Consider the following 17,610-nt stretch of genomic DNA (forward strand, 5'->3'; position numbering starts at 1 on the left):
GGACCGTAGGGTTGCGCCCATGTCCGCCGTGCTCGAGCTTGCCGAGGTCAGTGTGCGTCGCGGTCAGGCGACCCTGCTGGACCGTGTCAGCTGGGTGGTCCGTGAGGGGGAGCGGTGGGTGCTGCTCGGCGCCAACGGCGCCGGCAAGACGACGCTGATGCAGGTCGCGGGAGCCCAGATGTTCCCCACCTCCGGCGCCGTCGGCATCCTCGGCGAGCTGCTCGGCACCGTCGACGTGTTCGAGCTGCGTCCCCGGATCGGCGTGTCCAGCGCGGCGCTGGCCGAGAAGGTGCCGCGCGGCGAGATCGTGCGCGACGTGGTGCTCTCGGCGTCGTACGGCGTCGTGGGGCGCTGGAACGAGGCCTACGACCGCCTCGACCACGACCGGGTGGACTCGCTGCTGCGCGAGCTCGGGGTGCACCACCTCGCCGACCGCACGTTCGGCACGCTGAGCGAGGGGGAGCGCAAGCGGGTGCTCATCGCACGGGCGCTGATGACGGACCCGGAGCTGCTGCTGCTCGACGAGCCCGCCGCGGGTCTGGACCTGGGCGGCCGTGAGGACCTGGTCTCCACGCTCTCCGTGCTCGCCCACGACCCGACCTCGCCGGCCACGGTGCTGGTCTCGCACCACGTCGAGGAGATCCCGCCCGGCTTCACGCACGTGCTGATGCTGCGCGACGGCGCGGTGGTGACGCAGGGCCCGATCGAGACGACCCTGAGCGCCGAGGCGCTGTCGGCGACCTTCGGGATGCCGCTCGTGCTCGAGGAGCACGACGGCCGCTACGCGGCGCGCCGCAAGCAGCGCCACCGCGGCTGAGCCCGAGGTGGGGACCTTCGAGATCGTCGCGATCCTGCTCGCCGGGGTCGGGGCGGGCACGATCAACGCCGTCGTGGGCTCGGGCACGCTGATCACGTTCCCCACGCTGCTGGCCCTCGGGGTGCCGCCGGTGACGGCGAACATGTCCAACAGCCTCGGCCTGGTCCCCGGCTCGGTCGCGGGTGCGGTCGGCTACCGGCGCGAGCTGGCCGGCCAGCGCACCCGCGTGCTGCGGCTGCTGATCTTCTCCACCGCCGGGGGCGTGCTCGGCGCCCTGCTGCTGCTCTGGCTGCCGCCGGATGCCTTCGAGGCCGTCGTCCCGGCGCTCATCCTGCTCGGTGTCGTCCTGGTGATCGTGCAGCCGCGGCTCTCCCGTGCGGTGGCGGCGCGCACCGCGGCGCGGGAGCAGGCCCGTGAGCTCGCCGACCCGGCAGGGCACCCGGCAGGGGAGCAGGCGGCCGTCCGCCAGCCGGTCACCGGTGCCTGGTGGGTGCCGATCGCGGCCTTCGGCACCGGGGTCTACGGCGGCTACTTCGGTGCCGCGCAGGGCGTGATCCTGATGGCGGTGCTCGGCATCGGCATCTCCGAGAGCCTGCAACGGCTCAACGGCGTCAAGAACGTGCTGGTCGCGGTCGTCAACGGCGTGGCCGGCCTGATCTTCGTGGTCGTCGCCGAGCTCGGCCTGCTCGGCACCGACGCCGAGGTCGACTGGCTGCTGGTGCTCGTCATCGGCGTCGGCGCGGTCATCGGCGGCTTCCTGGGCGCCTCCGTGGGTCGCCGGCTTCCGGCGGTCGCGCTGCGGTCGGTGATCGTCGTCGTCGGCCTCGCCGCAGTCGTCAGCATCCTCCTCGGCTGACGCCGCGCGACCAACCAGCCTCGAAGGAGAACCGCACGATGTCGACACCGCCCTGGGGCGAGCAGCCCTCAGACGAGCAGCCCCAGCCGTCGTACGGCCAGGATCCCTACGGCCAGCCGCCTTACGGCCAGCCCCCGTACGGTCAGCCGCCGTACGGTCAGCCCTCGTACGGCCAGGCGCCCTATGGCCAGCCGAGCCCGTACGGCCAGCAGCCCTACGGCTACGCTCCGGCTGCGCCGACCAACGGCATGGCGATCGCCTCGCTCGTGGTGAGCATCCTCGGCCTGACCGTCTGCTGTGGCGCGCCGGGCGTCGTCGGCGCGATCCTGGGACACGTCGCGCGGAGGCAGATCGCGCAGACCGGGCAGGGCGGCGCCGGCCTGGCGCTGGCGGGAGTGATCGTCGGCTGGATCTCGTTCGCCATCTGCATCGCGATCGGGCTCTTCTACGTCGCGCTGTTCGCGTTGAACGTCTGAGCGACGCCCCGGGCCGCTAGTGGGCGGGCGCGCCGGTCAGCGAGGGGAGCGGCGCAGGGAGAAGAACCCCGCGCCGACCGCGCCCGCCGCCACTGCGGCGAAGGAGCCGGCGCTGGCGGTCGGCATCGTGCGCGAGCGCAGCGCGGAGACCGCGGCGGCGACGTCGGCGCCGTCGACGGCCATCCCGACCAGCGTCAGGTTGCGGCGCAGCGCGCCCCCGGCGACGAGGGTGATGGCACCGAGGGCGACCTCGCGCGCGCCGAACATCCGCCCGTACACGCTGAGCTGCGGGTTGGCGGCGGAGTCGAGGCCGAGGAGCTCGGCGGTGCGGTCGGGTGCGACGAGGGCGCCGATGCCGAGGCCGATGCGGCCCAGGGAGAGTCCGGTGACGGGATCCATGGGCCGCAGGCTAGCGCCCGCGGCGGGCGGCAGGTGCAACGGGTTCTAGATGTCGCGCGGGGCGACGTAGGCGTCCAGCCAGCGCCGGATCTCGCCGTAGGCGCGCCGGCGTGGGCCGAGGCGGGAGAGCACCACGTCGTGGATCGCGCCCGGCACCGCGGCGTAGGTGACATGGGAGCCGACGGCGGTGGCCCAGCGCCGGATCTGCTGGACGTCGAGGACGATGTCGGAGGTGTGCACGTCCTCGTCCATGCCCTGCGGGGTCGTGCTGCGGTCCGAGGAGAGCACCAGCGCCGGCACCGCGATGTCGAGACCGGCCTGCAGCTGTCGGTGGCCCCGGCGCACCGCGGCGAGCCAGCCGACCCGCACCGGGTACGACGTGATGGGCTTCCACTGAAGGTCGAAGTCCCACTCGCCGTCGTGCTCGCGGTGCAGGCTGCGTCCGTACAGGCCGCTGACGTCGCGGCTGACCTCCTGCAACGGCCGCCGCCGGCCCAGCTGGTCCACCAGCACGGTGACGGGCAGGCTGCGCAGCAGGCGGCTGCCCTGCAGGTCCAGCCACGGCGAGTTCAGCACCAGGCCCGCCAGCTGTGCCGGACGGCGCTCGTGGGCCCACAGCGCCACGACGAGCCCGCCGGTGGAGTGCCCGGAGAGCACCACGTGCTCGTGCCCGTCGCGCACGGTGATCCGCTCCCAGGCGGCGTCGAGCTCCTCGAAGTAGTCGGAGAGGTCGGCCACGTACGTCGCCGACTGGTGTGCGCGCAGGGAGCGGCCGTACTTGCGCAGGTCCAGGGCGTACATGTCGTGGCCGCGCTCGAGCCACCACTCGCCGTACTCGACCTGGAAGAAGTACTCGGCGAAGCCGTGCACGTGCAGGGTGGCCCACGTGCCGGTGCCGCGGCTCGCGGCGCCGGCGCCGTCGGTGCGTGCGGCGCGCCGGCTGACCAGCGTGGCGACCACCTCGCCCTCGAAGTCGTCGGCCAGCTCGATGGTCTCGGCCCGCCACGGGTCCCCGAGGACGTCGGGGTGGTGCTCGTCGCTCACGTGCTGCCTCGATCTTCTCGCGTTGCGGTCCCGCCCCGAGGAATCTAGCGCCCTTAGGCTGGCGCGATGGAGCCACTCCTCGCCGAGCTGCGGGCACGGCTTCAAGCGCGCGGCAAGCTGCCCCCGCTGCCCGCCGGATGGGCCCACCAGTCGGCGATGCTCGGCGCCGCCGGCGTCTCGTACGGCGGCGACTTCATCGTCACCCACCTCGACACCGATCACGCCCGGCTCCACATGGTCCTGGTCGACGTGTGCGGCCACGGACCCGCCGCGGTGCCCGCGGCCCTGCAGCTGACCGGTGCGCTGCAGAGCCTGATCGTGGCCGTGCCCGCCGACGACCTGCTGCCCGCCGCGAACCGGTACCTGCTGCGCCAGCCCTCCGACGAGAGCCTGGCCACCGCCGTGCAGGTCGACATCGACCTCGCCTCGGGCGACTACCGGATCCGCAGCGCCGGGCACCCGCCCGCGTTGCGGTGGGCGGGGGAGGAGCACGGCTGGTCGGTGGACAACGCGCGCGGCATGGCCCTCGGCGTCGAGCCGGACCCGGAGGTCCACGACAGCAAGGGCAGGCTCGCCTCCGGGGAGGCGCTGCTGTTCTACACCGACGGCGTGGTGGAGTCGCGTGGCGTCGACATCGACGAGGGCATCGAGTGGCTGCGCGCGACCGCCTCGTCCTGCGTGCGGACCGGGTGGGACGGCGTGGCGCGCCGGATCATCGACCTGGTGCCGCGCGGCGACGACGACCGCGCCGTGCTCGTGCTGCGCCGCGACTGACCAGCGCGACCGACCAGCCCCGACTGACCAGCCGCGTGGAATAGACCGCGGCGACACCCGGTTGCCGATAGGTGACATGGCAACTCAGGGGTCGGGCGGCGGCCCGGCACCAGGAAAGGTGAGCTCGATGTGCATCCAGATCGGCATCTTCTCGGTCGGCGACGTCACCCCCGACCCGACCACGGGGCGCACCCCGACCGAGCACGAGCGGATCAAGGCCACCGTCGCCATCGCCCGCAAGGCCGAGGAGATCGGACTGGACGTCTTCGCCACCGGCGAGCACCACAACCCGCCGTTCATCTCCTCCAACCCGACCGCCACCTTGGCCTACGTCGGCGCGCTCACCGAGCGGATCATCCTGTCCACGGCGACGACGCTGATCACCACCACCGACCCGGTCCTGATCGCCGAGGACTACGCCAAGATCCAGCACCTCACCGACGGCCGGGTCGACCTGATGATGGGCCGCGGCAACACCGGCCCGGTCTATCCGTGGTTCGGCAAGGACATCCGCCAGGGCATCAACCTGGCGATCGAGAACTACGCCCTCCTGCGCCGGTTGTGGCGCGAGGAGGGCGTCGACTGGCAGGGCCGCTTCCGCACCCCGCTGCAGGGCTACACCTCCACCCCGCGCCCGCTCGACGGCGTACCGCCCTTCGTGTGGCACGGCTCCATCCGCAGCCCCGAGATCGCCGAGCAGGCCGCCTACTACGGCGACGGGTTCTTCCACAACCACATCTTCTGGCCTGCCGCGCACACCGCGCAGATGGTGCGGCTCTACCGCGACCGCTTCGCCCACTACGGCCACGGCACCCCCGAGCAGGCCATCGTCGGGCTCGGCGGGCAGTTCTTCATGCGCCGCAACAGCCAGGACGCGGTGCGCGAGTTCCGGCCGTACTTCGACAACGCGCCGGTCTACGGCCACGGCCCGTCGCTGGAGGACTTCACCGCCCAGACGCCGCTGACGGTGGGCTCCCCGCAGCAGGTGCTGGAGCGCACCTTGTCGTTCCGGGAGTACGCCGGCGACTACCAGCGCCAGCTGTTCCTCATCGACCACGCCGGGCTGCCGCTCCAGACGGTGCTGGAGCAGCTCGACCTGCTCGGCGAGATCCTGCCCGACCTGCGCCGCGGCTTCGCCGAGGGTCGTGGTGCCGACGTGCCCGACGCACCCACCCACGCCTCGCTCGTCGCCGCGCCCGCTCGTGAGGAGCTCGCCCGATGAAGCGGGTCGTCGTCGTCTCCGCCGGGCTGTCAGTGCCCTCGAGCACCCGGCTGCTCGCCGACACGCTGGCCGCAGCCGTGACCGGAGCCGCCGCCGCCCGGGGCACCGAGGTCGAGGTGCAGCACGTCGAGCTCCGCCCGCTGGCCCACGCGCTGGCCGACCACCTGCTCACCGGCTTCCCCAGCGACGAGCTCGCCGACGCGCTCGCCGCGGTCCGGCGTGCCGACGCCGTGGTTGCGGTGACCCCGGTGTTCGCGGCGTCGTACTCGGGGCTGTTCAAGACGTTCGTCGACGTGCTTCCCCGCGACGTCCTGGACGGCACCCCGGTGCTCGTCGCGGCGACCGCCGGCTCGCCGCGGCACAGCCTCGTGCTCGACCACGCGCTGCGCCCGCTGTTCAGCCACCTGCACGCCGTCGTGGTGCCCACCGGCGTCTTCGCCGCGACCGAGGACTTCGGCGACGTCCAGGCCGGGGCGCTCGACAAGCGCGTCGCCCGCGCCGCCGGCGAGCTGGCCCAGCTGCTCGGCGGCCAGGACCGCGGCCCCGTCGGTCCCGTCGACGCCGTGGACCGCGGCGAACCGGCGGGTTCGGAGGCGGACGCTTTGAGCGTGCCGGCGCCGTTCGAGCAGCTGCTGCGGGAGGCGTCGGGCGACACGGTGCGTTGATCGTGACAGTGATGGTGGCACGATGAACCTCACACCGTCGTGAGAGGAGCATCATGCGCCGCACCATCTTCAACGCTGAGCACGAGGACTTCCGCAAGACCCTGCGGGCGTTCATCGAGGCGGAGATCGTCCCCAACTACCAGCAGTGGTACGAGGACGGGATCTTCCCGAAGGACCTGTACCGCAAGCTCGGCGACCTGGGCGTCTTCGGCATCGAGGCGCCCGAGGAGTACGGCGGCGCCGGCATCGAGTCGTTCAAGTACGCCGTGATCCAGGCCGAGGAGGTCATGCGGGCCGGCGTCAGCTTCGGCGGCTCCGGCGTGCACGTCGGGCTGTGCCTGCCGTACCTGACGAAGTTCGGCACCCCCGAGCAGCTCGAGCGCTGGATGCCCGGCTTCATCAGCGGCGAGACGATGTTCGCGATCGCGATGACCGAGCCCGGCACCGGCTCCGACCTGGCCGGCATGCGCACCACCGCCCGCAAGGACGGCGACAGCTACATCCTCAACGGCTCGAAGACGTTCATCACCGGCGGCGTGAACGCCGACCGCGTCATCGTCTGCGCCCGCACCGCGCCGCCGCGCGAGGACGACCGCCGCTTCGGCATCTCGCTGTTCGTGGTCGACACCTCCTCGCCCGGCTGGGAGGTCGGCCGCAAGCTGGACAAGATGGGCCTGCGCACCTCCGACACCGCCGAGCTGTCGTTCACCGACGTGCGGATCCCCGCCGAGGACCTGCTCGGCGAGGAGAACCAGGGGTTCAGCTACCTCGGCCAGAACCTCGTCGGCGAGCGGCTCGGCATCGCCGTCGACGCCTACGCCCAGGCGGCCGCGGCCGTGCAGTTCGCCGTCGAGTACACCAAGCAGCGCCAGGTGTTCGGCACCACCGTCGCCTCGTTCCAGAACACCAAGTTCGAGCTCGCCGCCTGTCAGGCCGAGGTCGACGCCGCCCAGGCGGTCGTGGACCGCGCGGTCGAGGCCTACGACAACGGCGACCTGACGCCGGCCGACGCCGCGTCCGCGAAGCTGTTCTGCACCGAGGTCGCCGGCCGGGTCACCGACCGCTGCCTGCAGCTGCACGGCGGCTACGGCTACATGAACGAGTACCCGATCGCCCGGCTCTACGCCGACACCCGGGTCACCCGCATCTACGGCGGGACGTCCGAGGTGATGAAGCTGATCATCGCCAAGAACATGGGTCTCTGAGGTCCCCGGTGCAGGAATCCCCGGTCGACCGGGGATTCCTGCACGGATCGGGGTTCCAACCCCCGAAAAGCGCAAGGAAACCTCCGCCTGCCCGGTCCCGGTCGGTATCAGGAGCAGGCGGTACGGCGCCGGGACCGGGCGCGGGAAGGTCTCAGTGCTGGTAGGTGCCGTGCAGGATCGCGCGCCCCAGCGTCTTGAACGCGAGGTTGAACGACACCACGGCCGGTGAGGCGTCGGAGTCGACGCCGAGCGTCTCCTCCCGTACGGCGTGCACGACGAAGTAGTAGCGGTGCACCTGGTCGCCCTCGGGCGGCGCGGCGCCCATGAACGCCTTGGCGCCGCCGTCGTTGCGGCACATGAACGCGTTGCCCGGCAGGGAGGCGCCCTCCGCGCCCGCGCCGGCGTCCAGCGAGGTGACGTCGGCGGGCAGGTCGACGAGGACCCAGTGCCAGAAGCCGCTCGGCGTCGGCGCGTCCGGGTCGAAGCAGGTGACCGTGAACGACTTGGTGCCCTCCGGGGCGTCCGCCCACGACAGCTGCGGCGAGGTGTTGCCGGCAGCGGCGACCTGGGCGTCGGACAGCGGTGCGCCGTCGGTGACGTCCGTGCTGGTCACGGTGAACGACGGCACCGGGGGCAGCAGGTCGTAGGGGTTGGGGCTCACGGGGCGTTCGAGGCTCATGTCACGAAAACTAGCCCGCTGGGTGAACGCTGTCAGCGTCGTACGACGCCGCCCGCGACAATGGCGCGCGTGAACGACTTCCCGCCGTACCCCTCGGGTCTGCGTCTAGCCGGACGGCGTGTCGTCGTGGTCGGCGGTGGCCACGTCGCCCAGCGGCGGGTGCCGCAGCTGATCGCCGTCGGTGCGGACGTGCTGGTCGTCTCTCCGGTGGTGACGCCGGCGATCGAGGGGCTGGTGGGCTCGGGTGAGATCACCTGGCGCCGCGGGGAGTTCGCGGACTCCGACCTGGACGGCGCCTGGTACGTCATGGCCGTCACCGACGACGCCGACGTCAACGACCGGGTCTCGGTGCTGTGCGAGCAGCAGCGGATCTTCTGCGTGCGCTCCGACGACGCGACCAAGGGCACGGCCTGGACCCCGGCCGTGGGCCGCGAGGCCGGCATCACCGTCGCCGTGGTCGGCAACCGCGACCCGCGCCGCTCGGCCTCGGTGCGCGACGACATCGTCGCCGGGCTGCGTGAGGGCACCATCGCCGCGCCACACCACCGCGACCGCACGCCGGGCGTGACGCTGGTCGGCGGCGGTCCCGGCGACCCCGACCTGATCCCGATCGCGGGCCGCAAGGCGCTGATGTCCGCCGACGTGGTCGTCGCGGACCGGCTGGCCCCGCGCGAGCTGCTCGGCGACCTGCCCGCGGACGTGGAGCTCATCGACGTGGCGAAGCTGCCCCGCGGCCGCTCGGCGCAGCAGGAGGAGATCAACCGGGTGATCGTCGAGCGGGCCCTGGCCGGCAAGCGCGTGGTCCGGTTCAAGGGCGGCGACAGCTTCGTCTTCGGCCGCGGCTTCGAGGAGGTCATCGCCTGCCGGGAGGCCGGTGTGCCGGTCACCGTCGTGCCCGGCCTGACCTCCCCGGTCTCGGTGCCCGGCATCGCCGGCATCCCGGTCACCCACCGCGGCATCACCCACGAGTTCACCGTCGTCTCCGGCCACCTGCCGCCAGGCCACCCCGAGGCGCTGGTCGACTACGACGCGCTGGCCCGGATGCAGGGCACCGTGGTGGTCATGATGGGCGTGCAGAACGCGCCCGCGATCGCCCAGGCGCTCATCGCCGGCGGCCGGAGCGCCGCGACCCCGGTCGCCGTGATCTGCGACGGCACGATGCCGACGCAGCGCACCGTGCTGGCGACGCTGGGCACACTGGCCGAGCGCCTGGTCGCCGAGGACGTGAAGCCTCCGGCGATCATCGTGATCGGCGAGGTCGTCGCCGTCGCCCACCCCGACGCCTTCTGAAGGAGCACGACGTGGCCCAGCTCGTCGAGATCGACGACGCCGCGGACCCGCGGCTGGCCGACTACCGCGACCTGCGCGACGTCGAGCTGCGCAAGCACCTCGAGGCCACCCACGGCCTGTTCCTCGCCGAGGGCGAGAAGGTCGTACGACGCGCGGTGGAGGCCGGCCACACGCCGCGCTCCTTCCTCATGGCGCCGCGCTGGCTCGACGGGCTGGCGGACGTGCTGGAGCGCTCGGAGGCGCCCTGCTACGTCGTCTCCGAGGCCCTGGCCGAGCAGGTCACCGGCTTCCACGTGCACCGCGGCGCACTCGCCTCGCTGGAGCGGCGCCCGCTGCCGAGCCTGGACGAGGTGCTCGCCGGCGCGCGGTCGGTGCTGGTGCTGGAGGACCTCGTCGACCACACCAACGTCGGCGCCATCCTGCGCAGCGGCGCAGCGCTCGGCTTCGACGCGGTGCTGCTCGCACCGCGCTGCGCCGACCCGCTCTACCGCCGTGCGATCAAGGTGGCGATGGGCGCGGTGTTCTCCCTGCCCTGGACCCGCCTGCCCGACTGGTACGACGCGCTGGTCGACCTGGGGGAGCGCGGCTTCACCACGGTGGCGCTGACCCTGGCCGAGGACGCGGTGCCGATCGAGGAGGCGGTGCGCGGGCTGGACAAGGTGGCGCTCGTGCTGGGCTCGGAGGGCCACGGTCTCTCCGCGCGCTGGGAGCAGAGCGCGGCCAAGCGCGCGATCATCCCGATGGCAGCCGGCATCGACTCCCTCAACGTGGCGGCCGCGACGGCGGTGGCCTGCTACGTCACCGCGCGGCGCTGAGGAGCCGCGCGAACCGGGCGATGGTGTCGTCGATCGCCTGCTGGCAGGCCGGCGACCAGGTACCCATGTCGAAGAAGCCGTGGATCAGCCCGGGGTAGGTGACCAGGTCCACGGTGACGCCGGCCTCGGCCAGGGCGTGCGCGTAGGCGTTGCCCTCGTCGCGCAGCGGGTCGAGCTCGGCAGTGACCACGACCGCCGGCGGCAGGCCGTCGAGCTTGCCGCGCAGCGGGGAGATCGTGGGCTCGGCGAGGTCGGTGCCGGGCGGCGCGTAGTGGTCGATGAACCAGCCCAGCGTCGGGGTGTCGAGGAAGAACCCGGAGCCGTTCTCGGTGCGTGAGGGGTACTCGCCCAGCACGTCGGTGGCGGGGTAGACCAGCAGCTGGGCGGCGATGCCGTCGACGTGCTGGCTCGCCACCGCAGCCAGGTTGCCGCCCGCGGAGTCGCCGGCGACGCCGAGCACGTCGCCGCCGCCGAGCTCGCCCAGGCGGCCGCGGACGTCGGTCACGGCCGCGATGGCGTCCTGCGCCGCGGCGGGGTACGGCGCCTCGGGGGCCAGGCGGTAGTCCACGGAGACGACCACGGCGTCCAGCCCGGCGCACAGCGCCCGTGCCATGCCCTCGTGGGTGTCGAGGTCGCCGACGACGTACCCGCCGCCGTGCAGCAGCACGACGGTCGCCCGGGCGGCGTCCTCGCCGACGGGGCGGTAGACCCGCGCCGGCAGCTCGCCCGCGCCGCCCGCGACGGTCGTCTCCTCGACCGAGGCGACCTCAGGCAGCGAGGCGGGGTCACGGCTCTCGACGGTGAGCCGGCGGAAGGACGCTCGGGCCTCGACCGGCGAGAGGGTGTGCATGGGGATGCCGGCGTCGATCAGCGCCAGCAGCGGGGCGAGCTCAGGGTGCAGGGGCATCCTGGCAACCTAGCCGCCGCGGCAGCCTCAGGTGGGCCACTCCGGCGGATAGTCGCCCACCGCGGAGTCGTGCTGCTTGCGCAGCTTCTTCATCAGCTTCGCCGAGACCCGGTCGCCGAAGACGGTGCCGACGGTGTGGTCGGTCTCGTGCTGCAGGCAGCGGGCGAGCAGCCCGTCTCCCTCGAACCGGACCGGCTGCCCGTCGAGGCCCTGGCCCTCGACCGCGGCGTAGTCGGGTCGCGCGCAGTCGACGAACGCACCGGGGTAGGACAGGCAGCCCTCGAGGTCCTCGTCCAGCACCCGCTCGCGGCCCTCGGGCACGGTGAGCCGCGGGTTGCACACCACGCCGACGGTGCGTCGCCCGGAGGCATCCGGGCAGTCGAAGACGAACATCGCGACGTCCTCGCCGATCTGGCAGGCGGCCAGGCCGACGCCGTCCGCGGCGTACATCGTCGCCACCATGTCCGCGGCGAGCGCGCGCAGGTCGTCGTCGAAGGAGGTGACCTGCTGCTGGGCGCGATGCATCACCGGCGTGCCCCACCGGGTCATCGGGCGCACGCTGCCACCGCGGGGCAGGGGCCCGTACGGCGCGTGGACCTCGTCCGGGCCGGTCTCCTTCCCGGAGTCCTGCGGGGAGTCCTGCGGAGAGGTGCCGGTGCTCATGGCGCCCATCCTAGGAAGCGGTGCTCGGTCCACCTGCCGAGAGGTGCCGCACGGGGTGTAGCGCAATGTGTAACTCAGAGTTACATTGAGCGCCATGTCCTTGATCAGCAACCTCCGACCAGGCGGGAAGTTCGGCATCCCGAGCCAGGAGAGCCGCGACCCCATCGGCCACCTCGTCGCCGGGCTGAACCGCCTCGCCCAGAGCGACCTGCTCGACAAGGTGGGGCTGCGCAAGCAGACCGAGCAGGCCGTCTTCACCGTCACCCGCTCCGGGTTCAAGACCCTCACCGCCACCAGCCGCGCGTTCGCACGCTCCGGCCGCAAGGACGCCCCGGGCACCCGCCCGGCCAGCGCGCCCGCCAGCGGCGTCTTCGACCTCACCCCGACCGAGGACGAGCAGATGCTCGTCGACGTGGTCGGCGAGCTCGCCGGCGAGGTGCTGCGGCCCGCGGCGGCCGCGGCCGACAAGGAGTGCGCCGCCCCCGATACCGTGCTGAAGTCGGGCCTGGAGGTCGGCCTGCCGATCCTCGGCCTGCCCGAGTCGCTCGGCGGCATCGCCGAGGAACGCTCCGCCATGGCCGGCACGCTGGTCGCCGAGGCGCTGGCCCACGGCGACATGGGCCTGGCCGTCGCCGCGCTCGCGCCCGGCTCGGTGGCCACCGCCATCGGCCTGTGGGGCACCGAGGCCCAGCAGCAGACCTACCTGCCGGCGTTCACCGGCGACGAGGTCCCCGCCGCCGCGCTGGCGCTGAACGAGCCCACCGTGCTGTTCGACGTGCTCGACCCCGCGACCACCGCGGTGCGCCGCGGCGACGGGTACGTCCTCAACGGCACCAAGAGCCTCGTCGCCCGCGGCGAGCACGCCGAGCTGTTCATCGTCGGCGCCGCGCTCGAGGGCAAGCCCGTGCTGTTCCTGCTGGAGTCCTCCACGCCGGGCCTGAGCATCGTCGCCGACCCGGGGATGGGCGTGCGGGCCGCCTCGATGACGCGCCTGGAGCTCACCGACGTGACCGTGCCGGCCGACGCCGTGCTGGGCGCCACCGACGGGTCGACCTACACCGAGTGCGTGCGGCTGTCCCGGCTCGCCTGGTGCGCTCTGGCGGTCGGCACCGGCCAGGCGGTGCTCGACTACGTCACGCCGTACGTCAAGGAGCGCGAGGCGTTCGGCGAGCCGATCGCACACCGCCAGTCCGTGGCGTTCATGGTCGCCAACATCGCCATCGAGCTGCAGGCGATGCGTCTGCTGACCTACCGCGCCGCCTCCCGAGCCGCGGCCGGCAAGGACTTCGGCAAGCAGGTCGCGCTCGCGCGGCGGCTGTGCGCCGAGAAGGGCATGCAGATCGGCAACGACGGCGTGCAGCTGCTCGGCGGGCACGGATTCGTCAAGGAGCACCCGGTCGAGCGGTGGTACCGCGACCTGCGTGCCGTCGGAGTGATGGAAGGGACGGTGCTCGTCTAGTGACTGAGCGAAGCGAGGGAACCAATGGACACAGTGGTCAGCGTGCCTCGTCGGCGCGCGGAGCGAAGCGAGCACGTCGATGAGCATTAACCTCGAGGTTCCGAAGAAGCACCGGGCGCTGATCGACCAGGCCCACCAGGTCGCGATGAACATGCTGCGGCCGATCTCGCGCAAGTACGACGCCGCCGAGCACGCCTATCCCGAGGAGCTCGACATGCTCGCGGCGATGATCGACGGCCTCGCCGCGTCCGGCGCCAGCGAGGGCGCCGGCGCGACCGGGGTGCGCCGGGAGGCGGGCGACGACGACAAGGGCACCGTGAAGAACGGCTCGAACATGGCCTCGGTGACCTCGATCGCCGAGATGTGCTGGGGCGACGTCGGGCTGTTGCTGTCGATGCCGCGCCAGGGGCTGGGCAACTCCGCGATCGCCTCGGTGGCCGACGAGGAGCAGCTGAAGCGGTTCGAGGGCAAGTGGGCCTCGATGGCGATCACCGAGCCCTCCTTCGGCTCCGACTCCGCGCAGGTCTCCACGACCGCGGTCCTCGACGGCGACGAGTACGTGATCAACGGCGAGAAGATCTTCGTCACCTCCGGCGAGCGCTCCGACTGCGTCGTGGTGTGGGCGACCCTCGACAAGTCCCTGGGCCGGGCGGCGATCAAGTCGTTCGTGGTCGAGAAGGGCACCCCCGGGATGAAGGTGGAGCGGCTGGAGGAGAAGCTCGGCATCCGGGCCTCCGACACCGCAGTCATCACGTTCACCGACTGCCGGGTCCCGAAGGAGAACCTGCTCGGCTCTCCGGAGATCAACGTCGAGCAGGGGTTCGCCGGCGCGATGGCGACCTTCGACAACACCCGGCCGCTGGTGGCCGCGATGGCGGTCGGCACGGCGCGGGCCTCCCTCGACCTGACCCGCGACCTGCTCGCCCAGGCCGGCGTGGAGGTCGACTACGACCGGCCGGGGCACCTGCAGCACGCGGCGGCGGCGAAGTTCCTGCAGCTGGAGGCCGACTGGGAGGGTGCGCGGCTGCTCACCCTGCAGGCGGCGTGGATGGCCGACAACCGCAAGCCGAACTCGCTGGAGGCCTCGATGGCCAAGGCGAAGGCCGGCCGGGTCGGCTCCGACGTCACGCTGTCCTGTGTCGAGCTGTGCGCCTCGGTCGGCTACAGCGAGACCGAGCTGTTGGAGAAGTGGGCGCGGGACTCCAAGATCCTCGACATCTTCGAGGGCACCCAGCAGATCCAGCAGCTGATCGTGGCGCGCCGGGTGCTGGGCCTGACCAGCGCGCAGCTGAAGTGAGCCGCTCCACCGAGGTGAGCTAGTCGATCCGGGCGCCCGCCGCCGGCCGCACCCGATGGTGCACCGGCGGCGGGTACCCGGCCCGCGCGTAGGCCGCGTCGATGCCGTCTCGTACGGCGTCGACGCGGTCTTCGTGCGTCAGGGCCACCGTGCAGCCGCCGAACCCGCCGCCGGTCAACCGGGCGCCCAGGGCGCCCGCGGCCAGCGCGGCGTCGACCGCGGCGTCGAGCTCGGCGCAGGAGACCTCGAAGTCGTCGCGCAGGGAGTGGTGGGAGGCGGTGAGCAGCGCGCCGAGCCGGATCCAGTCGCGGGCCTCGATCGCCGCCACGGCCGCACGCACCCGGTCGTTCTCCGAGTGCACGTGGCGGGAGCGGGCGCGCAGCACGGGGTCGGTGCTGTCCGGGTCGGCGGCGGCGCGGGTGCACTCGTCGCGGCGCTGGGCGTAGCCGCCGTCGCCGTCGGCCAGCGCGTGCCGCACCCCGGTGTCGGTGACCAGCAGCTCCAGGCCGGCCTCGCCCAGCGGCAGCGGCACCGGGCGGGTCCGCGGGTTGGCCGGCTCGGCGAAGTCGATGAGCAGCGCGTGCTCCTCGCGGGCCAGCATGCTGGCCAGCTGGTCCATGCCGCCGGTGGGGGCGCCGACGTACTGCGTCTCCGCGCGGCGGCACAGCTCGGCGATCTGGCGCCGGCGGGCCTCGTCGAGCCAGTCGGACCCGTCAGCGCCGTCCTGGTCGTCGGTGGCGACCAGCTGGGTCACCGCCAGCGCGACCGCGCACTCCAGCGCCGCGGAGCTGGACAGACCGCCGCCCAGGGGGAGCGAGGAGGTGATGCTGAGGTCCAGCCCCGGCAGCCGGTGGCCCGCGCGGGTGAGCTCGTGCAGCACGCCGGCGACGTAGCGGGCCCAGCCGGGGACCTGGCCGGACGCGACGTCGGCGTGGGTGCCGGTCCAGGTGCCGGCGGCGTCGCTGATGATGTTGACGTGGTCGTCCTCGCGCCCGCCGACGGTCACCGTGGTGCTCAACGGCACCGCGACCGGCAGGCACAGGCCGCCGTTGTAGTCGGTGTGCTCACCGATCAGATTGACCCGGCCGGGGGCGGTCGCGGTCGCTGAGGTCACCGGGCCATCCTTGCCGACGTCTCGCTACGGTGAGCGTCGTGCCCCGCCCCGTGATCGTCGCCGCCGTCGCGGCCGAAGCCGCCCACGTCCCCGCCGGCCCGGACGTCGTGGTCACCGGGATCGGCAAGACCCGGGCCGCGACCGCGCTCACCCGCTACCTCGCCACGGTCCCCGACCTCTCCGACCTGGTGCTGGTCAACCTGGGCACGGCCGGCGCGCTGCGCGAGGACCTCGGCGTCGGGCCCGGCCATGACGGTCTCTTCGAGATCGGCACGGTGATCAACCACGACATCAACGCCGAGGCGATCCGTGCGCTGGGCTACGACCCCCGCGAGCGGCTCGAGATCGGCGAGGCGCCGACGGTGCTCGCCTCCGGCGACGTGTTCGTCACCGACCCGGTGGTGCGCGACAGGCTGGCGGCGCAGGCGCACCTGGTCGACATGGAGGGCTACGCCGTCGCCTGGGTCGCCCAGGAGTTCGGCGTGCCGCTGCGCATGGTCAAGCACGTCTCGGACAACGCCGACGAGGGCGCGATGGAGTGGGTCGAGCTCGTCGAGGCCAGCGCCCGGGTCCTGGGCCACTGGGTCCAGGAGCACCTGGGCTGATCCAGGACCAGGGCCAAGACCAGGACCAGGCTCAGCGGCTGCTGCGCGGCCGACGACCGCGCACCACGCCGACGAAGTCCTGGTGCACGTCGCTGTCGGCGTCGCGGCGCCACAGCAGCGCCACGGTGGTCGGCGGCAGGTCGACGGGCCGCTGCACGACGTCCTTGCGGTGGTAGAGCCGGGCCAGCGACATCGGGACGATCACGACGCCGGTGCCCGCGGCGGCGACCTCGATGGCGTCCTTGACGCTCATCGGCGGGAAGTCGAGCTGCTCGACCTTCGGGGTCCAGCCGGAGGGGTGCGGCAGCACCAGCTGCTCGCCGTCGAGCTCGGCGAGGTCGATAGGGGTGTCGGCGTCGGCAGCGGCGAGGAAGTGCTCGCTGCTGGCCACCACGACCGGCACCTCGTCGTACAGCCGCACGCAGTGCAGCGGACTGGGGGAGTCGAGGTCGACGGGCAGCCGGCCGAGCAGCATGTCGGCGGTGCCGTCGTCGAGGACGGCGCGGGGGGCGTCCTGCTCGAGCGGCAGGAGCCGGAGGGGAAGGCGGGGGTGGCGCTCGCGCCAGGCGCGCGCCCACTTGTCGGGGGTCACGCCAGGGGCGAAGGCCACACGCAGCTGCTGCATGCGGTCAACGATCCCAGACGCGACCCCCGCGGTGGTCGGCGCGCTCAGGCCTGGGCGGTGAGCCCGAACTGGACGGCGCCGGTGTCGTCGACGCCGGCGTCGAGGACCATCGCGTCGAGCTGCTGCGCGGCGGTCGCGTCGAGGTAGACCACGGCGCCGTCCTGCTCGACGACGCTGTCACCCGCCTCTGGCTGTCCGGCAGCGGTGACGGCGAAACCCTCTTCCGCGGCTCCGGAGATGCGCAGCCCGGCGGTCTCGGGAGCCTCCGGCACGTGGGTCAGCTGCTTCACGATGGTGCTTGCGTTCTCGGTCAAGGTCAGCACGGGTGCCTCCCATGTCTTGAGGACAGGACCTGATCCACGGTTGCAGGCTCGGGCGTCCCGTTCAAGGCGCGCCCGGACGACGTACCGCGGGCGAGGTCCAGGTGGTCCCCGATGCGGCCTCCGAAACCGGTCCCTGCTACGGTTTCTCCGCACTCGTCCGGGTGGCGGAATTGGCAGACGCGCTAGCTTGAGGTGCTAGTGCCCGTATTAGGGCGTGGGGGTTCAAGTCCCCCCTCGGACACAGAACAACGAGTCCCACCGCGGGACCGGCCTCCGGGCCGGATCGGCGGTGGGACACGTTGCTTTTTCCGGCACACGCTTTCCCGCCGGGGTGCCGCGCCGACCACCATGCGCGCCGATCCATCATGCCGACTG

At 72.7% G+C, this 17,610-nt stretch carries 20 protein-coding genes and 1 tRNA gene; 13 read left to right on the plus strand and 8 right to left on the minus strand.

Annotated elements, in window-relative coordinates:
• Nucleotides 1-19: 19 nt before the first annotated feature.
• Genes KG111_RS08990 through KG111_RS09000 form a run of 3 tightly spaced genes read left to right on the plus strand, consistent with a single transcriptional unit; the run spans nt 20 to nt 2,149 of the window.
• Nucleotides 20-817, plus strand: a complete 798-nt coding sequence (locus KG111_RS08990) for an ABC transporter ATP-binding protein (protein ID WP_205290302.1) — start codon at nt 20-22, stop codon at nt 815-817.
• A 7-nt stretch (nt 818-824) separates the two neighbouring features.
• Complete coding sequence (locus tag KG111_RS08995; protein WP_205290303.1) at nt 825-1,673, plus strand: sulfite exporter TauE/SafE family protein; 849 nt, start codon at nt 825-827, stop codon at nt 1,671-1,673.
• 38 nt (nt 1,674-1,711) lie between these two features.
• A complete protein-coding gene (locus KG111_RS09000; protein WP_205290304.1) occupies nt 1,712-2,149 on the plus strand; it encodes a DUF4190 domain-containing protein in 438 nt (145 codons plus the stop codon).
• A gap of 36 nt (nt 2,150-2,185) precedes the next feature.
• Here the strand turns inward: KG111_RS09000 and KG111_RS09005 are convergent, their stop codons facing one another.
• Together KG111_RS09005 and KG111_RS09010 are read right to left on the minus strand one after the other, a co-directional pair.
• Nucleotides 2,186-2,548: a hypothetical protein gene (locus KG111_RS09005; protein WP_205290305.1), complete on the minus strand. Its 363-nt coding sequence runs from the start codon at nt 2,546-2,548 to the stop codon at nt 2,186-2,188.
• A 45-nt stretch (nt 2,549-2,593) separates the two neighbouring features.
• Nucleotides 2,594-3,592, minus strand: a complete 999-nt coding sequence (locus tag KG111_RS09010) for an alpha/beta hydrolase (RefSeq protein ID WP_205290306.1) — start codon at nt 3,590-3,592, stop codon at nt 2,594-2,596.
• Nucleotides 3,593-3,658: 66 nt separating this feature from the next.
• Here KG111_RS09010 and KG111_RS09015 point away from each other — a divergent pair, with 66 nt between their 5' ends.
• The 4 genes from KG111_RS09015 (at nt 3,659) to KG111_RS09030 (ending at nt 7,458) form a co-directional block, all read left to right on the plus strand.
• Nucleotides 3,659-4,366 (plus strand): PP2C family protein-serine/threonine phosphatase, encoded by a 708-nt coding sequence (locus KG111_RS09015; RefSeq protein WP_205290307.1) that lies wholly within the window; start codon nt 3,659-3,661, stop codon nt 4,364-4,366.
• A 133-nt stretch (nt 4,367-4,499) separates the two neighbouring features.
• Nucleotides 4,500-5,588: an LLM class flavin-dependent oxidoreductase gene (locus KG111_RS09020; RefSeq protein ID WP_205290450.1), complete on the plus strand. Its 1,089-nt coding sequence runs from the start codon at nt 4,500-4,502 to the stop codon at nt 5,586-5,588.
• Complete coding sequence (locus KG111_RS09025; protein ID WP_205290308.1) at nt 5,585-6,253, plus strand: FMN reductase; 669 nt, start codon at nt 5,585-5,587, stop codon at nt 6,251-6,253. Before KG111_RS09020 ends, KG111_RS09025 begins: the two co-directional genes overlap by 4 nt.
• 53 nt (nt 6,254-6,306) lie before the next feature.
• Nucleotides 6,307-7,458, plus strand: a complete 1,152-nt coding sequence (locus KG111_RS09030; RefSeq protein ID WP_205290309.1) for an acyl-CoA dehydrogenase family protein — start codon at nt 6,307-6,309, stop codon at nt 7,456-7,458.
• A gap of 151 nt (nt 7,459-7,609) precedes the next feature.
• On the opposite strand, the gene KG111_RS09035 is transcribed toward KG111_RS09030, so the two are convergent.
• Nucleotides 7,610-8,137 (minus strand): YbhB/YbcL family Raf kinase inhibitor-like protein, encoded by a 528-nt coding sequence (locus KG111_RS09035; RefSeq protein WP_205290310.1) that lies wholly within the window; start codon nt 8,135-8,137, stop codon nt 7,610-7,612.
• A gap of 69 nt (nt 8,138-8,206) precedes the next feature.
• On the opposite strand from KG111_RS09035, the gene cobA reads away from it, so the two are divergent.
• The gene (gene cobA / locus KG111_RS09040; protein WP_249666054.1) at nt 8,207-9,427 is read left to right on the plus strand and encodes a uroporphyrinogen-III C-methyltransferase; all 1,221 of its coding nucleotides are present in this window, start codon (nt 8,207-8,209) and stop codon (nt 9,425-9,427) included.
• An 11-nt stretch (nt 9,428-9,438) separates the two neighbouring features.
• Entirely contained in the window at nt 9,439-10,242 is an 804-nt protein-coding gene (locus KG111_RS09045) for a TrmH family RNA methyltransferase (RefSeq protein WP_205290312.1), read from the plus strand.
• On the opposite strand, the gene KG111_RS09050 is transcribed toward KG111_RS09045, so the two are convergent.
• Both KG111_RS09050 and def read right to left on the minus strand, forming a co-directional pair.
• Nucleotides 10,226-11,149 carry an alpha/beta hydrolase gene (locus KG111_RS09050; protein WP_205290313.1) on the minus strand — a complete coding sequence of 308 codons (924 nt, stop codon included), beginning with the start codon at nt 11,147-11,149 and terminating at the stop codon, nt 10,226-10,228. The two genes, KG111_RS09045 and KG111_RS09050, sit on opposite strands and share 17 nt — an antisense overlap.
• Before the next feature lie 27 nt (nt 11,150-11,176).
• Nucleotides 11,177-11,812 (minus strand): peptide deformylase, encoded by a 636-nt coding sequence (def, locus tag KG111_RS09055; RefSeq protein ID WP_205290314.1) that lies wholly within the window; start codon nt 11,810-11,812, stop codon nt 11,177-11,179.
• Nucleotides 11,813-11,906: 94 nt separating this feature from the next.
• Here def and KG111_RS09060 point away from each other — a divergent pair, with 94 nt between their 5' ends.
• Complete coding sequence (locus tag KG111_RS09060) at nt 11,907-13,271, plus strand: acyl-CoA dehydrogenase family protein (RefSeq protein ID WP_205290315.1); 1,365 nt, start codon at nt 11,907-11,909, stop codon at nt 13,269-13,271.
• A 79-nt stretch (nt 13,272-13,350) separates the two neighbouring features.
• On the plus strand, nt 13,351-14,568 hold the full coding sequence (locus KG111_RS09065; protein ID WP_205290316.1) for an acyl-CoA dehydrogenase family protein: 1,218 nt from the start codon (nt 13,351-13,353) through the stop codon (nt 14,566-14,568).
• A gap of 19 nt (nt 14,569-14,587) precedes the next feature.
• Here the strand turns inward: KG111_RS09065 and KG111_RS09070 are convergent, their stop codons facing one another.
• The gene (locus KG111_RS09070) at nt 14,588-15,682 is read right to left on the minus strand and encodes a galactokinase (RefSeq protein ID WP_205290317.1); all 1,095 of its coding nucleotides are present in this window, start codon (nt 15,680-15,682) and stop codon (nt 14,588-14,590) included.
• A gap of 38 nt (nt 15,683-15,720) precedes the next feature.
• On the opposite strand from KG111_RS09070, the gene KG111_RS09075 reads away from it, so the two are divergent.
• A complete protein-coding gene (locus KG111_RS09075) occupies nt 15,721-16,287 on the plus strand; it encodes a nucleosidase (protein WP_205290318.1) in 567 nt (188 codons plus the stop codon).
• A gap of 31 nt (nt 16,288-16,318) precedes the next feature.
• Here KG111_RS09075 and KG111_RS09080 read toward each other — a convergent pair whose 3' ends face one another.
• Both KG111_RS09080 and KG111_RS09085 read right to left on the minus strand, forming a co-directional pair.
• Nucleotides 16,319-16,912: a LysR family transcriptional regulator substrate-binding protein gene (locus tag KG111_RS09080; RefSeq protein ID WP_205290319.1), complete on the minus strand. Its 594-nt coding sequence runs from the start codon at nt 16,910-16,912 to the stop codon at nt 16,319-16,321.
• A gap of 44 nt (nt 16,913-16,956) precedes the next feature.
• Complete coding sequence (locus KG111_RS09085; protein ID WP_205290320.1) at nt 16,957-17,235, minus strand: Fe-S cluster assembly protein HesB; 279 nt, start codon at nt 17,233-17,235, stop codon at nt 16,957-16,959.
• A 155-nt stretch (nt 17,236-17,390) separates the two neighbouring features.
• Between KG111_RS09085 and KG111_RS09090 the strand changes: the two genes are divergently transcribed.
• Nucleotides 17,391-17,476 (plus strand) — tRNA-Leu (locus KG111_RS09090).
• The last annotated feature ends 134 nt before the right edge of the window (nt 17,477-17,610 follow it).

It is taken from the genome of Nocardioides faecalis (assembly GCF_018388425.1).
Taxonomy (GTDB): Bacteria; Actinomycetota; Actinomycetes; order Propionibacteriales; family Nocardioidaceae; genus Nocardioides; species Nocardioides faecalis.

Excerpts from the sequence above, each read along its gene's own strand:
- KG111_RS09015 (WP_205290307.1), top strand. The coding sequence starts at position 3,659 with ATGGAGCCACTCCTCGCCGAGCTGCGGGCACGGCTTCAAGCGCGCGGC.
- KG111_RS09080 (WP_205290319.1), bottom strand. The coding sequence starts at position 16,912 with ATGCAGCAGCTGCGTGTGGCCTTCGCCCCTGGCGTGACCCCCGACAAG.
- KG111_RS09005 (WP_205290305.1), bottom strand. The coding sequence starts at position 2,548 with ATGGATCCCGTCACCGGACTCTCCCTGGGCCGCATCGGCCTCGGCATC.
- KG111_RS09065 (WP_205290316.1), top strand. The coding sequence starts at position 13,351 with ATGAGCATTAACCTCGAGGTTCCGAAGAAGCACCGGGCGCTGATCGAC.
- KG111_RS09025 (WP_205290308.1), top strand. The coding sequence starts at position 5,585 with ATGAAGCGGGTCGTCGTCGTCTCCGCCGGGCTGTCAGTGCCCTCGAGC.
- KG111_RS09060 (WP_205290315.1), top strand. The coding sequence starts at position 11,907 with ATGTCCTTGATCAGCAACCTCCGACCAGGCGGGAAGTTCGGCATCCCG.
- KG111_RS09035 (WP_205290310.1), bottom strand. The coding sequence starts at position 8,137 with ATGAGCCTCGAACGCCCCGTGAGCCCCAACCCCTACGACCTGCTGCCC.
- KG111_RS08990 (WP_205290302.1), top strand. The coding sequence starts at position 20 with ATGTCCGCCGTGCTCGAGCTTGCCGAGGTCAGTGTGCGTCGCGGTCAG.
- def (WP_205290314.1), bottom strand. The coding sequence starts at position 11,812 with ATGAGCACCGGCACCTCTCCGCAGGACTCCCCGCAGGACTCCGGGAAG.
- KG111_RS09000 (WP_205290304.1), top strand. The coding sequence starts at position 1,712 with ATGTCGACACCGCCCTGGGGCGAGCAGCCCTCAGACGAGCAGCCCCAG.
- KG111_RS09030 (WP_205290309.1), top strand. The coding sequence starts at position 6,307 with ATGCGCCGCACCATCTTCAACGCTGAGCACGAGGACTTCCGCAAGACC.
- KG111_RS09050 (WP_205290313.1), bottom strand. The coding sequence starts at position 11,149 with ATGCCCCTGCACCCTGAGCTCGCCCCGCTGCTGGCGCTGATCGACGCC.